This window comes from Parasphingorhabdus sp. (assembly GCF_039968395.1).
In the GTDB taxonomy this organism is placed as follows: domain Bacteria; phylum Pseudomonadota; class Alphaproteobacteria; order Sphingomonadales; family Sphingomonadaceae; genus Parasphingorhabdus.
This window is the reverse complement of the sequence record NZ_JBDVPV010000005.1, coordinates 982,469-995,570: the sequence shown is the minus strand read 5'-3', so window position 1 is coordinate 995,570 and position 13,102 is coordinate 982,469. Positions and strand designations below refer to the sequence as shown.

Genomic DNA, 13,102 nt, shown 5'->3' with positions numbered 1-13,102 from the left:
GCACACAACAGCATACAGCCCTTTCATTTTTCCCGCGATGCGCCTAACATCCGACTCATCCCCGGGGAGCCAGCAGGCTGAGAGGGCGGTGAAAGTCCGCGCGACCCGCAGAACCTGATCCAGTTCAAACTGGCGGAGGGAGGGAGCGGCAGTTTGAATATTCCCACGGGACACATTCCAGCCAGCGCTTTCTTCCTTGCAACGAGGAGAAACGTGATGGCCAATGCAGATAATCTAACCGCCTGGATTACTTTTTTCTTCGGACTTTACGCCTTTGCCGCCGGGCTGGGTGAATTACGGCAACCGGGATTCTGGGCGGACATGCTGTCCGATGTGAAACGCAGCAAGGCGCTGCAGTTTTTGATCGGCATCGTGTTGCTCGCGCTCGGCGCAACCATCTTTCTGGTCAATCCGTTCAATCCTGCTGACTGGCTGTCCATCCTGATCACTGTCATCGGCTTCTGGATGTTTCTCGAAGGCCTTTTGATCTTTGCCTTTGGCGACTGGTTCCTGAACTTCGCCGGCAAGATGATGGGCAGCGGTTTGCGCATCTGGGCGATCTTCTCACTCGTTCTCGGCATCCTCATCATTTTCGTCGCCCTGTGGCGGCTGCAAGCTTTAACATAAGGAAAACTCTCTATGGCTGATCTCCCTGCGAAAACTGAAATTGGCGTGACCACCGGCCCGATCCGTGGTTCAAAAAAGGTGCATGTTGCGGCGCATAGCGGCAGCGGCATTCGCGTGGCGATGCGGGAAATTCAGCTTGAAGGCGGCGAGGAACCGGTGCGAGTGTATGACACGTCGGGGCCGTATACCGATCCCGAAGCGCTGATTGATATTTCCACCGGCCTGAACGAACTCCGCAGCCAGTGGATCCGGGGCCGCGATGATGTCGAGGAAGTCACCCAGCGTGAAGTAAAGCCCGAAGATAACGGCCAGCTTGGTCCGGATCGCTCAGGCGGTGTCGAGCCGTTTCCCAATGTCCGCCGCAAGGTGCTGCGCGCCAAGCCGGGCAAGAATGTCAGTCAGATGCACTATGCGCGGCAAGGCATCATCACCCCCGAAATGGAATATGTCGCCGAGCGTGAAAATCTCGGGCGCGAGCGGCTGAAGGAATATAACCGCGATGGCGAGAGCTTTGGCGCGTCCATTCCCGACTATGTCACGCCGGAATTTGTCCGCGACGAAGTGGCCAGAGGCCGGGCAATTATTCCCAGCAATATCAACCACCCCGAAACCGAGCCCATGGCAATTGGCCGCAACTTCCTCGTGAAGATCAACGCCAATATCGGCAACAGCGCGGTGGCATCCGATGTTGCGGCGGAGGTCGACAAGATGGTCTGGTCGATCCGCTGGGGCGGCGACACGGTGATGGATTTGAGTACAGGCCGGAACATCCATGACACGCGCGAGTGGATTATCCGCAATTCGCCCGTGCCCATCGGAACCGTGCCGATTTATCAGGCGCTGGAAAAAGTCGGCGGGGTTGCCGAGGACCTCACATGGGAAATCTTCCGCGATACGCTGATCGAACAGGCAGAGCAGGGCGTCGATTATTTCACCATCCATGCCGGCGTGCGGCTGCCCTATGTGCCGATGGCGGCGAAACGCGTCACCGGCATCGTCTCGCGCGGCGGGTCGATCATGGCGAAATGGTGCCTCGCGCATCACAAGGAAAGTTTCCTCTACGAGCATTTTGACGACATTACCGAGATTATGAAGGCCTATGACATCGCCTATTCATTGGGTGACGGCCTGCGCCCCGGCTCGATTGCTGACGCCAATGACGAAGCGCAATTCAGCGAGCTCTATACGCTCGGCGAACTGACCCACCGCGCCTGGAAATCCGATGTGCAGGTGATGATCGAGGGCCCGGGCCACGTGCCGATGCACAAGATCAAGGAGAACATGACCAAGCAGCTCGAAGTTTGCGGCGAAGCGCCTTTCTATACGCTCGGGCCTCTTACTACCGATATCGCGCCCGGCTATGACCATATCACCAGCGGCATCGGCGCGGCGCAAATCGGCTGGTATGGCACGGCGATGCTTTGCTATGTCACGCCCAAGGAACATCTGGGCCTGCCCGACCGCGACGATGTGAAGGTTGGCGTAGTAACATATAAACTCGCCGCCCACGCAGCAGACCTGGCAAAAGGCCACCCGGCGGCACAGGTTCGCGATGACGCGCTGTCAAAGGCACGCTTCGAATTCCGCTGGCGCGACCAGTTTAACCTGTCGCTCGACCCCGACACAGCCGAAGAATATCACGACCAGACGCTTCCTGCCGAGGGCGCCAAGACTGCGCATTTCTGTTCGATGTGCGGCCCGAAATTCTGCAGCATGAAGATCAGCCAGGAAGTCCGCGAGTTTGCGGGCAAGCAAAACCAGAGCGCAGAAGGCTTTATCGCGAGTGAAAAACTGGGTGCAGAAACTGCGGCGGCATCGAAAGCCGCGGCCGAAGAAGGCATGCGCGAGATGGCGAAGGTTTATAAGGACAAGGGTGAGCGGTTGTATTTGCCGGAGGATGAGGTTGGGGAGAAAGTCGAACCGGCGGAGTGACCATACATATTGGTATTCTGGCCCACAGCGCTGAGGGTGCGACGCTGTCTTACCGCACAGTCTGGCAGGAAGGCATAGGCAAAATGGGTGCGCATGATCATCCACGGATCACCATGAGTGGCGGGCCAATGGCACCGACGATGGAGCTTTGGGAGCGGGGAGATCTCGCGGCGCTACGGCAGTTGTTTCTGGAGGATGCACAGCGCCTTGCCGCTGCAGGAGCGGATTTCTTCATCCTGCCCGACAATACCGCGCATATGGCGCTGGAACAGCCCGGAGCAGATTTTGCGATCCCTTGCCTGCATATTGCCGAGATTGTGGCCGCAGCGGCGCAGGCGGCCGGGCACCGAAAGATCGGCGTGCTCGGTACCAGCTGGACGATGGAAGGTCCGGTCTATATCGAGGCGCTGGCCCGCCGCAATCTGGAACGCGCCATCCCGGCGCCCGCTGACCGGCAACTGATCCACAACGCAATTTTCGACGAACTGTGTCTGGGCGAGTTTCGCGACAGCACCCGGCAGGAATTTGTCCGCATTATCAGCGGTCTGCAAAGCCAGGGCTGCGATGCCGTCGCGCTGGTCTGCACGGAAATCCCTCTGCTGGTCACCGAATACATTTCGCCGTTGCCCATACTGGACAGCACCCGGCTGCAAGCGAAAGCAGCCGTAGCGGTTGCTTTGGGCGAACAGGCCATGCCGCAATGGCGCTGCGGGCCGATTTGAGCTGCAGGTACGGGAGCAAAAAAATGCGCGAGTTGGCGAAGGCGCCGTTGAAACAGGGTGAGCGGCTTTATTGGCCAGCGGACGAAGATGCGGAAGAGAACGTTAAACCCGCGGAGTAAACCGCGCGGCTATTCCTCCTGCTCTGCCTGAAACATTGCGAACAATTCCGCGCCGGTCATGTTTTCAGTGTCTTCGGCGAAACTGTAATAATCCGGCTTTTCATCGATAAAGACCTGCGTCTTGAAGGTCAGTCCGTCTTCGTCGTCGAACAATCCGGCGGCAATCATATGTTCGCCGGTTCCTTTCAGGCGATAAAACAGGTTGCTTCCGCAAACCGAGCAAAAGGCGCGCTCGGCCCATTCGGAGGAGGGGTAGATTTTAATCTTGTCTTCGCCCTCAATGGCGACATCCGCTCCGCAGTCAATCTCCACAAAAGGCCCGCCGCCCCAGCGCCGACACATCCGGCAATGACAGGCCCCGACATGATTGGCCGCCTGCTTCGCCGCAATTTTAACCGCTCCGCACAGGCAATGACCGCGTCGCAAGGATGTTTGATTGTCAGCCATATTATCTGCTCCTGCGATTGGGGATAGGTGTCGCTGAGTGCAGAGATACCAAAATCGGGTTGCTTTTGCATGTTGTAATAATGTGGTGGTGGGTCACGCAACCGGGCGTATAGGAAGGTATTCGCGAGATGGCGGAGAGGTTTGGGGATTGTTGTAACCGTCACCGTAGCTGCGAGATATGCCGGTGGAGAATTAAATCATGAATATCACCCCCCGAAGCGCCGAGCAATGGCGCGTAGACGGGCAGTTTGTCGAGTGGCAGGGCCATCAGATTTTTGTCCGTACCGGCGGCGATCCATCCGCGCCGCCGCTGCTTTTGCTCCACGGCTTTCCGACATCCAGTCTGGACTGGTTGCCAATGTGGGCCGACCTTACCGCGCGATACCGGGTGGTGGCGTTTGATTTTCTGGGCTTTGGTTTTTCCGACAAGCCGAAGCGGCATCATTATGATATGTTGGATCAATCCGATCTCGCAGTGTATCTTGTAGATGAGCATTTTGCCGCGAACTTCCATATTCTCGCCCATGATTATGGTGTCAGTGCCGGTCAGGAACTGCTCGTGCGCAGTTGCGACGGTGACATGGCGCACCGCGTGCTCAGCTGCGCATTCCTCAATGGTGGCCTGCTCCCCGCGCAGCATCGGGCGCGGCGAATTCAAAAGCTGCTTGTCGGGCCCTTTGGCGGCCTGATCGTCCACTTGATGAACCGCAAACGCTTTGGCAAAAGCTTTAGCGCAATTTTCGGGCGCCATACCCGGCCGAGCGCGGCGGAGCTGGACGCCTATTGGTCGGTCATCAGCCATAACGGCGGCAACCGGCTGCAACACAAGCTGCTCCACTATATCGCCGACCGCCGCACCCATGCCGCGTACTGGGAAGCGATGCTGGCAGACCCGCCATGCCCAATCGCCCTGATCAACGGCACCCAGGACCCGGTCTCCGGCGGCCATCTGGTCGACGCCGTCGCGGCGCTAAACCCGGAGGTTCCGGCGTGGCGGCTGGACCATCTGGGCCACTATCCGCAGACCGAAGGCGCAGCGGATGTGATGGCGGCTTATGCGGAGTTTCGGGGTGGGTTGTGAGGGAGTGGAGAGCAATTATGGTCTTCAGGGACTTGGCGTTTTGAGAGCGTTAAGCAACTAACATGAGCAATGATGATTTCATAAAAGGAGATCGGCCACTAATCCATGGCGATTTAGATCAGTTAGATTTCAGAGATCTAGCGAGAAGAGTATCGGGATCAGTAGTTGATAGCGTTTCACATGATGGTCTAGTTATCGGGATCGATTGTAAGTGGGGTTAGGGAAAGTCGAGCGAGCAAGGTGAGGTTGAGGGATCATAGAAGTCCTCCATTTACGCTGACATTCTACTAATCACCTTCAACCCTGATCCGTAACCCTCACCAAACTCCAGTCATAACCCAACTCTTTCACCCGAGCCTCAATCAGCGCGCGCACTTGCGGCTCGGGCTGGGCCTGACGCGTGAGTATCCACAGGAAGCGTCCGCTGGGTTCGCCGACGATCGCCCAGCTATAGTCTTCGGCCCGGTCCAGCACCCAGTAATCGCCGTAAAAGGGGCCGAAGAAGGAGACTTTTAGTTTCGCATTCCGGCTGCCCTCGACGATTTTCGCCTTGCCGTTGGCGGTGGTGAGCTTGCCTTCTTTCGTGCAGCTGTTGATGACCTTGATTTTGCCGTCATCGCGCAGGGAGTAATTGGCGGTTACGCTGTCGCAGCCTTTTTGGAACGGCGCTTCATAGCGCGCCATTTCAAACCACTTCCCGAGATAGCGATCCAGTTCCACCGCCTTGGCGGGCTCTGGCACCGCGCTATTGCCAACAGGTCCGGGCTTGCCAGCGCACGCGCTGATCAAGGCAAAAGGTAACAGGCAAAGCACGGTTTTTGGCAAGGGTGAACGTGTCATTTGGCAAACTCCGATATTCATGAACGATATATATCACCGGGTGAGTGGATCATGAATATGGGCATTGGTGCATGTCGGGCGGATCGGGTGCGCCCATCTGGCGTTTCACCACCCCCAATGCTACGCCCCTTGAACAAGGCCAGAAAACAAGGAAAGCCACGATGTCCACCCGCGCCGACAATATCGCGTTGATCGAAAATTATTATGCCTGCCTGAAGAGCGGAGATTTTGATGCGCTGGCGGGGCTGCACAGTGATGATGTGGCGTTCAACATGCTGGGCAGTACGCCGGTCTCTGGTCGCTGGGAGGGGAAGGCGGAATGTTTTGGTCCGCTGGTCGCCGATCTGGTCGTGGGAAAGCTGGTTCCCGGCAAACATGCCTTTGCCAAAAAATGGCGGATCATGTCTGCCGATGATAACTGTGTCGTGGGCATCATGCAGGGCGGGGGACCGGGTTTGAATGGCGAGCAGTATGACCAAACCTATTGTCAGGTCTTTACAATCAGCGAGCGCGACGGTGCGCCCCGGATTGTCGAGTTACACGAGTTTTACGATACTGCTTTGGTCGAGCTGGTGCTCAATGATAATCCCACCGCGAAAGGGCAAACCGAAATTCAGCGAGAGTTCCGGTTTTAGGGAGATTTGACGTCGGAAGTGGCAGTGCTGAGTCCGCTAAATCAACGTCATCGCCATCATGAACAGCCCGACCAAGGAGGCTGTCCACAAGATCGACCGCACGCCGCGAACGCCGCTGGCATAGGCCGGAACATAGAGGACCCGCGTGACCAGAAAGACCAGCGCGCCGGTATTGGCGGCGCTGACTTCGCCGTTCTTGATAATGGCCAGCAATGCCAGACCCAGAAAGATTGGCAGCGCTTCCATCATGTTGTTCTTGGCGCGGTCGAGCCGGGCTGAGACGGGTGTGTGATCCGGCATTTCATCGCGGTTGCCCAGCAATAGTTTCCGGCTAACCCCGAGGCGTGACATTTCCTGTGCGAATAGTTGCACAACGAATAGCGCGAGCACCATCAGGATGATTGTTGTCATTGTCATTTTGGGTTCCGGTACGTTGGTTTCTGTTGCGAATAGCAGGGATAGAATATCATGAGGGACAGGTCAGAAACAATTACCTCCGGGGTAGGGGAGCAGGGAGCGGTGTGGGTTTTTTGGTCGGAAAACTTGGATTTAGTACCGGAGGCAAGAAACGCGGGGACCTGTATCAGGCGCCCGCGTTTGTCTTTTTCAGGTTTTGGCCCTCGGGGCGAAACCTAACGATATCCGAAAAATCTCCAGAAGCGCGCGTTGATTGACTCCATGAAGTCGCTGCCGTCGCCGTTATTCCAGACCACCAGGTCGTTGCCATCCTTGGCCTGCGCGGCGGTGCCTGACAGACCGAGGGCGAATATAAGGGATGTGATAACGATTGCCTTTTTCATGATCTTCTCCTTTGCAGTTGATGATGTGATTATTGTGCGCAGGGTCAGTCGAACCGGTGATGCGGGTCACAAAAGAACGAGAAAAATGCATAAAGCGCTGATCGGCGGGACTAATTTTTGGGAACTCGGCTGACGCATCCTGTGCGTGGGATCACAAATATGGAGGATTGCAGCGTGTTTAGGGCAGTATTGTGCAAACGGTTCAGGAAGCCGCGAGCGGATGGTCTTGCGGTACATCGACCAATATCGAATCCCGGTCGCCCATGATCCATTGTGCGGTATCACGGACATCAAACACCAGACTGATCGAAATGGTGATCGCCGCCAACACAGCATATCCGCGATATGTCTTTCCCCAAATGCCGGACCCCGAAAATCTGGTCAAATGCGACGCTCTGATATCGCGAAGGAAATACCATAGCGGGATGAGCCAGAAGACATGACCGACGCCGAACAATTTGGTCAGCTGATCGCCTTCCCAGACGAAAACTGCATAGGCCGCTGCGAAGTTCAACAGCTGGGCCAATACCATCAACCGCGCTCCGGTAAACTTGATGAACAGCAATGGGGCAGCAATAAGCAGCGTCTGCATCCAGAGCAGCCACGGGCCGATATGCGCAGGCAGATAGTTACCTGCGTCCATCATCAGATCAAAAGATTCCATATCATTTACCTCCAGCAGACCTGCCGTCAGCCAAGGAAGTAAAAATTACAGGCGATCAAATCAATTACCCCGGACGTAACCATCCGGCTTTGTCATACCCCGGGAATGGGCGGGCTGCGCATAGCGCCAAGGTGCGGATGGCATGGCACATCTGCATTTCATGATGCCAAGATGCAGGATATTCGGGATGACGAACGGAAAAAACTTGCTACGATAGATCCCTGAACAGAGGAGCAGCTCATGACGTCTCGCCCGCAACCGATCGAAAACGTCCCGCCCGACCTGCAACCCATAATGGAAATGGCGCGCGCGAGCATGGGCTTTGTTCCGAACAGTTTCCTCACCATGGCACGGCGGCCGGCCTTGCTGCAGGCGCTGATGCCGATGATGGGCTATCTCGTCGGACCCGGTCTGTCCATCGGCGCTGATCTGCGGCAGATGGTCGCCTATATGGCGAGTTACGGCGCGGGTTGCAGCTATTGTCAGGCGCACACCTCTCACGGTGCAGAGAAAAATGGCGTCGCAGCCGGGAAAATTGAAAATCTGTGGCGATATGAAGAGAGCGATCTGTTCACCGCGGCGGAAAAAGCTGCTTTGGGGTTCGCATTTGCTTCTGGCCAGGTTCCCAATGCGGTCACGGAAAGTCACTATGCCGCGTTGCGCGATCACTATAGCGAGGATCAGATTCTCGATCTGGCTGCGGTTGTTTCGATCTTCGGGTTTCTCAATCGCTGGAACGACACGGTTGGAACACCACTGGAGCAGAAGCCGACAGACTTTGCCGGCTCCAGTCTGACCGATAGCGGATGGGAGCCTGGCAAACATGGGTGATATTGCTTCTGCGCCGCCTCTGATCATCGAGGTCTCGCTCAACGGATCGGTCAAGCCCGAACAAAATCCCTATGTGCCCTATGAAGACGATGATATCGTTGCGCAGGCAGTGGAGTGCATGGAGGCAGGCGCGGCGCTGGTGCATAATCATACGCGGGATCCAGTATTCGGAAATACCGGTGCGATGGATGCCGAGGATTATGCACGCCCTTGGCGCAAGCTTCTCGCGATCCGTCCCGATGCGATATTGACGCCGACCATGCCTGCTGATCCTCCTGGCGGCGCTCCTGTCGAAACCCGTTTTGGGCATATCGAGGCGATGGCGAAGGAGGGGCTGATCGCTCAGGGCCTTTGCGATCCGGGCAGTTTCAGTGTGTCCGTGCCGCTGGCAGATGGTGTGTTTGCGCCAACACAGCTTGTTTATCGCAATGACGCACATGACAGCCATTATTATGTCGAGGCATGTCGCCGGCTCAAGCTGGGGATGAGCATTTCGATTTTTGAACCGGGCTTTGTGAAATTCATCATGGCGCTGCACCGGGCAGGGCGATTGCCGCCGGGCGGTATCATGAAATTCTATTTTGGTTCGGATGAAATGTCATTCGGACTGCCGCCAACCGCCAGGGCGCTCGATGCCTATCTTGAGATGATAGAAGGCAGCGAGCTGTCTTGGTCGGTATCCGCCTTTGGCGATGATTGTGTGGGTTGCGGGCTGGCCGAGGCCGCAATCAAACGCGGCGGTCATGTGCAGGTCGGAATTGAACCCTATGGCGGCCCGCGCACGCCGCGCAATGTCGAACTGGTCGAAGAGGTGGTGGCGCTGGCGGGCAAGCTTGGCCGCCCGATTGCGACGCCCGAGCAGGCTGCTAAAATCATGAAGTTGCCAACTTATCCCGTACCTTATGTGCAGGCACGTCAGTCACAACAGGAAAGACCATTATGAAAAAAACCATTGCCCTTTGGAGTGCGATCACTGCTATCCCGCTCGCCGCTGCGCCTCTGGAGGCGAAGGACGCAAAAGACGTTATCATGCCGGAAAATACGGAAGCGCGGGCATTTCAGGAAGCCGTTGGCTTCGCCGATGCCGTGATCGCCGGAAACATGATCTATCTGTCCGGAGTTGTTTCGGTTCCTGCACCCGATGAAACGGGTTTGACGGCCGCCTATGAACGCAGCTTTGTCCGGATCGGCAAAACTCTGGAGCGTGCAGGCGTGACATGGGATGATGTGGTCGATCTGACGACCTATCACACCGATCTTGCGGGACAGATTAACAGCTTTGCCGCGGTGAAAAACAACTATATCAAAGCGCCATTCCCGGCGTGGACGGCGATCGGTATTTCAGCGCTTTATGAGCCGACCGGCGTAACGGAGATCAAGATTGTCGCACGAAAGCCGGCCGGGTGATGGCCTGCGACGGGAGAGAAATATGAGTTCAACATTGTTCAAGGTAACCATCATTGCCGCTGCCGCAATATTCCTCGCGATATTCCTGTTCATTGTCGCGCCGCCAGTTTTTGCCAGCGGCGATCTGGTTGGTGCCTTTGCGGCGGGTTTTGTCAATCCGTATGCCAGCGGCTATTCATCCGACGTCCTGGCGTGCTGGGTGATCCTCGCGGCATGGATCGCATATGAAGCAAAAACACTTGATATTCGGCATGGCTGGCTTTGTGCCTTGCTCGGTATCATTCCGGGAGTGGCCGTGGGCTTTGCACTTTACCTGCTGATCCGGATGCGCCAGCTGGGTGAAAGGGAGGAGGCGGCTTGAAACCCGATATTCGTCTCGAACAAGCTGCGGATCATGCCGCAATTTACGATATCACAAAGCGCGCCTTTGCACCCATGCCTTTCTCGGATGGAGATGAGCCGGATCTCATCAACCGCCTGCGCGATGCCGGGGCACTGGATATTTCGCTGGTCGCAGAACTGGATGGAAAACTGGTCGGTCAGGTGACTTTTTCGGAAGCTTTCGCAGCTGATGGTTCCAAAGGCTGGTACGCGCTTGGGCCGGTTGCGGTGGAACCTGAGCTGCAAAGCCAAAAGATCGGGGCGCAGCTGATTGAGCTGGGCCTGGCGATGCTGCGTGAGCGCGATGCGGCTGGCTGTGTGCTGATTGGCAATCCCGCATATTATAGCCGATTCGGGTTTCGGCTATTTCCCAATTTGAGCCCGGACGGCGAACCTGCCGAATATTTCCAGATATTGCCATTGCGAACAACCGCGCCCAATGTGGTGGTCAGTTTCCATTCTCTGTTTCACGGATGAGCCGCAAGCAGGAGTGTTTAGTAAAAGGAGAAGTGATGATGTCCCAGTTACCCTATGAAAATGCCCTGGATGCCGCGCAACTGGAACTGGAACAGGCGAGGCAGGCACTGCTGCGGGAACTGGCAGATTATCCTCACCCGATCTCCGGTTGTGACGCACAATATGTGCGCCTGGTCAGTGACCGAACCCGGATTTCCGAATGTCTGCGTGCATTGGCCAGCCGCCCCTTTGTCGCCACCCCGCGCGTGCTGGAAGCAACGGGCAACTGATGGAATTCGTGACCATATTCCTGGTCTGGTTTGCGGTCGTATCGGTCGGGATCATGGCGGGGATTTATTTCGCATTTTCGGTTTTTGTCATGCAATCGCTCGATGCGCTGGAACGATCTGTGGGTATGACTGCGATGCAGTCGATCAACCGGATCATCCAGAAATCGCTGTTCCTGCCTCTATTCTTCCTGAGCAGTCTCGCCTGTCTGTTGATCGCCGTTATGGGCGTGATGCAATGGGAAGAGCCGGGATCCTGGCAAATGGTCACCGGCGGAACGCTTTATGTTCTTGGCATGCTCATCGTTACCATTGTCGGCAATGTTCCGCTGAACAACGCGCTGGAGGCAACCAAGGCCGATGGCCCGGGAGCAGAAGCCATGTGGCGGCGGTACATGCAGCGCTGGCTGCCCTGGAACCATGTTCGGACGCTGAGCTGCACGGTGTCCATGATATTGCTGATCAGCGCTCTGATCCGACTATCATAATCTCGTATTCCAGCGGGCGTGTCTCCGTGCGACAATCCTGATCAGAGGAGACAGTCATGCAAACCGACGCCGATACAGTCCAGACCGAGAAATACCGGATCCCGTTTGTGGAGCGGACCGGCATGCGACCGCTGGAAAAGCGGGATGGCTATGTGAACATGCTGATGCCGCTTGCGGGAAATGAAAATCATGTTGGCGTGATGTACATGGGCGCATTTACGGTGTTGGCCGAGGCAGCAGCTGCAACGCCTGCAATTGATTTTTTGGACAAAAAACGGTTCTTTCCCATCGTGAAAGATATCTATGTGGATTTTCAGAAACCCGCAGCGAGTGATGTGTCGGCGGAGTATCAACTGGATGCCGATATGATTGCGACGCTGCAGGGGGATCTGGAGCGCAAGGGGTCCGCGGGATATCTAGCGGAATTTCCATTGAAAGATGAGAATGGGTTAACCGTGGCAGAGGCTCGGGTCACAATCAAATTGTTGAGCCATGGGTTCAAGAAGTAGCCCGGCGATCGCTTCTCCGCGCGAGTTACTGAGCTTGTCATAATTGAAGCATTTGCTTTTGCACCGAGAAGTCATAAAATGACACCAGATTGGGCACGAGCTGTGTTTGGGGGAAATAATGAAACCTGTTTGGTTTGCGACACTGGCATTACCGCTGGCATTGGCGGGTTGCAGCTATTTTTCAGACGGCCGGGATGTCGGACTGGATGCCGATCCTGCGGCTGATCTCGCCAAGGTGATGACGGGACGGTTCGCTTCGGAACCAGACAAGGACGGCAACCGCGTCGAGGATTTTCGCGTTCCTGTGCATGATATGGGGCCAGGCGAATGGATCTATTTTCAGCGTAATCAGGGTCCCAAAACGCGGACGGAACGCCGGGCCTATCGCCAGCGGGTGCTGCAGCTGGTAGCCGCACCGGGTGGCGGCGTGTCTCAGATTACCTGGAGTTTGAAATCTCCGGAGCTCTATTCCGCTGCACCGCGCAATCCCGGTGTGCTGAAAGCGATAAACAAAAAAGCATTGAAGCTGACAATGGAAGCAGGGTGCGAGCAACGCTGGCGCCATGACCCGGAAGTCGGTGAAGGCGGGACGTGGCGAGGCCGGGTTGATCCTGTAGAGTGTACGATTTACTCAAAACGCCGGCAGAAGCGAATTGGTATTGGCTCTGAAACGCGTTTGTCAGCAAAGGGCCTGCTCGAAGCGGAACGCGGTTTCGATTTGAACGGAACTCAGCTTTGGGGAACACCAGCGGGTGCCTTTACCGAAATGATGCGTGTGGAGTAACAGAGGACCATTCAGTCCAAACAGACGTCCAAAGAAAAATCCGCCGGCATTGCTGCCGACGGATAGTGTATTCCTCCCCAGGAATAAGGTTC

At 56.2% G+C, this 13,102-nt stretch carries 19 protein-coding genes and 1 riboswitch; of the genes, 14 read left to right on the top strand and 5 right to left on the bottom strand.

The window, feature by feature from the left end:
• Window positions 1–52: 52 nt before the first annotated feature.
• A riboswitch (TPP riboswitch) is annotated at window positions 53–158 on the top strand.
• Between the two features lie 58 nt (window positions 159–216).
• From ABJI30_RS15540 to ABJI30_RS15530, 3 genes are read left to right on the top strand one after another with little or no spacing between them, the layout of a single operon-like run.
• Entirely contained in the window at window positions 217–627 is a 411-nt protein-coding gene (locus ABJI30_RS15540; RefSeq protein ID WP_348017599.1) for a hypothetical protein, read from the top strand.
• A gap of 12 nt (window positions 628–639) precedes the next feature.
• Window positions 640–2,559: a phosphomethylpyrimidine synthase ThiC gene (thiC, locus tag ABJI30_RS15535; RefSeq protein ID WP_348017598.1), complete on the top strand. Its 1,920-nt coding sequence runs from the start codon at window positions 640–642 to the stop codon at window positions 2,557–2,559.
• A complete protein-coding gene (locus ABJI30_RS15530; protein ID WP_348017597.1) occupies window positions 2,556–3,281 on the top strand; it encodes an amino acid racemase in 726 nt (241 codons plus the stop codon). Before thiC ends, ABJI30_RS15530 begins: the two co-directional genes overlap by 4 nt.
• Before the next feature lie 128 nt (window positions 3,282–3,409).
• Here the strand turns inward: ABJI30_RS15530 and ABJI30_RS15525 are convergent, their stop codons facing one another.
• Window positions 3,410–3,847, bottom strand: coding sequence for a GFA family protein (locus tag ABJI30_RS15525; RefSeq protein WP_348017596.1), 438 nt, complete (start codon window positions 3,845–3,847; stop codon window positions 3,410–3,412).
• Window positions 3,848–4,046: 199 nt separating this feature from the next.
• On the opposite strand from ABJI30_RS15525, the gene ABJI30_RS15520 reads away from it, so the two are divergent.
• Window positions 4,047–4,928 carry an alpha/beta hydrolase gene (locus tag ABJI30_RS15520; protein ID WP_348017595.1) on the top strand — a complete coding sequence of 294 codons (882 nt, stop codon included), beginning with the start codon at window positions 4,047–4,049 and terminating at the stop codon, window positions 4,926–4,928.
• A 297-nt stretch (window positions 4,929–5,225) separates the two neighbouring features.
• On the opposite strand, the gene ABJI30_RS15515 is transcribed toward ABJI30_RS15520, so the two are convergent.
• Window positions 5,226–5,768 (bottom strand): lipocalin family protein, encoded by a 543-nt coding sequence (locus tag ABJI30_RS15515; protein WP_348017594.1) that lies wholly within the window; start codon window positions 5,766–5,768, stop codon window positions 5,226–5,228.
• A 71-nt stretch (window positions 5,769–5,839) separates the two neighbouring features.
• Between ABJI30_RS15515 and ABJI30_RS15510 the strand changes: the two genes are divergently transcribed.
• Window positions 5,840–6,403, top strand: coding sequence for a hypothetical protein (locus ABJI30_RS15510; protein ID WP_348017593.1), 564 nt, complete (start codon window positions 5,840–5,842; stop codon window positions 6,401–6,403).
• A 36-nt stretch (window positions 6,404–6,439) separates the two neighbouring features.
• On the opposite strand, the gene ABJI30_RS15505 is transcribed toward ABJI30_RS15510, so the two are convergent.
• The 3 genes from ABJI30_RS15505 to ABJI30_RS15495 form a co-directional block, all read right to left on the bottom strand.
• The gene (locus tag ABJI30_RS15505; RefSeq protein ID WP_348017592.1) at window positions 6,440–6,820 is read right to left on the bottom strand and encodes an MAPEG family protein; all 381 of its coding nucleotides are present in this window, start codon (window positions 6,818–6,820) and stop codon (window positions 6,440–6,442) included.
• A 215-nt stretch (window positions 6,821–7,035) separates the two neighbouring features.
• Window positions 7,036–7,203: a hypothetical protein gene (locus tag ABJI30_RS15500; protein ID WP_348017591.1), complete on the bottom strand. Its 168-nt coding sequence runs from the start codon at window positions 7,201–7,203 to the stop codon at window positions 7,036–7,038.
• A 202-nt stretch (window positions 7,204–7,405) separates the two neighbouring features.
• Complete coding sequence (locus ABJI30_RS15495) at window positions 7,406–7,867, bottom strand: hypothetical protein (RefSeq protein WP_348017590.1); 462 nt, start codon at window positions 7,865–7,867, stop codon at window positions 7,406–7,408.
• Window positions 7,868–8,107: 240 nt separating this feature from the next.
• Between ABJI30_RS15495 and ABJI30_RS15490 the strand changes: the two genes are divergently transcribed.
• From ABJI30_RS15490 to ABJI30_RS15450, 9 genes are all read left to right on the top strand, one after another.
• Complete coding sequence (locus ABJI30_RS15490) at window positions 8,108–8,698, top strand: carboxymuconolactone decarboxylase family protein (protein WP_348017589.1); 591 nt, start codon at window positions 8,108–8,110, stop codon at window positions 8,696–8,698.
• Window positions 8,691–9,641: a 3-keto-5-aminohexanoate cleavage protein gene (locus ABJI30_RS15485; protein ID WP_348017588.1), complete on the top strand. Its 951-nt coding sequence runs from the start codon at window positions 8,691–8,693 to the stop codon at window positions 9,639–9,641. Before ABJI30_RS15490 ends, ABJI30_RS15485 begins: the two co-directional genes overlap by 8 nt.
• Window positions 9,638–10,105 carry a Rid family hydrolase gene (locus tag ABJI30_RS15480; RefSeq protein WP_348017587.1) on the top strand — a complete coding sequence of 156 codons (468 nt, stop codon included), beginning with the start codon at window positions 9,638–9,640 and terminating at the stop codon, window positions 10,103–10,105. The genes ABJI30_RS15485 and ABJI30_RS15480 overlap by 4 nt, the downstream gene beginning before the upstream one ends.
• A 22-nt stretch (window positions 10,106–10,127) precedes the next feature.
• Window positions 10,128–10,466, top strand: a complete 339-nt coding sequence (locus ABJI30_RS15475) for a DUF2834 domain-containing protein (protein ID WP_348017586.1) — start codon at window positions 10,128–10,130, stop codon at window positions 10,464–10,466.
• Window positions 10,463–10,963 carry an N-acetyltransferase gene (locus tag ABJI30_RS15470; RefSeq protein ID WP_348017585.1) on the top strand — a complete coding sequence of 167 codons (501 nt, stop codon included), beginning with the start codon at window positions 10,463–10,465 and terminating at the stop codon, window positions 10,961–10,963. Before ABJI30_RS15475 ends, ABJI30_RS15470 begins: the two co-directional genes overlap by 4 nt.
• Before the next feature lie 35 nt (window positions 10,964–10,998).
• Window positions 10,999–11,232, top strand: a complete 234-nt coding sequence (locus ABJI30_RS15465) for a hypothetical protein (RefSeq protein WP_348017584.1) — start codon at window positions 10,999–11,001, stop codon at window positions 11,230–11,232.
• Window positions 11,232–11,717, top strand: a complete 486-nt coding sequence (locus ABJI30_RS15460; RefSeq protein WP_348017583.1) for an anthrone oxygenase family protein — start codon at window positions 11,232–11,234, stop codon at window positions 11,715–11,717. The genes ABJI30_RS15465 and ABJI30_RS15460 overlap by 1 nt, the downstream gene beginning before the upstream one ends.
• Window positions 11,718–11,773: 56 nt before the next feature.
• Window positions 11,774–12,226: a DUF4442 domain-containing protein gene (locus ABJI30_RS15455; protein WP_348017582.1), complete on the top strand. Its 453-nt coding sequence runs from the start codon at window positions 11,774–11,776 to the stop codon at window positions 12,224–12,226.
• 118 nt (window positions 12,227–12,344) lie between these two features.
• On the top strand, window positions 12,345–13,010 hold the full coding sequence (locus ABJI30_RS15450; protein WP_348017581.1) for a chromophore lyase CpcT/CpeT: 666 nt from the start codon (window positions 12,345–12,347) through the stop codon (window positions 13,008–13,010).
• Window positions 13,011–13,102 lie beyond the last annotated feature (92 nt).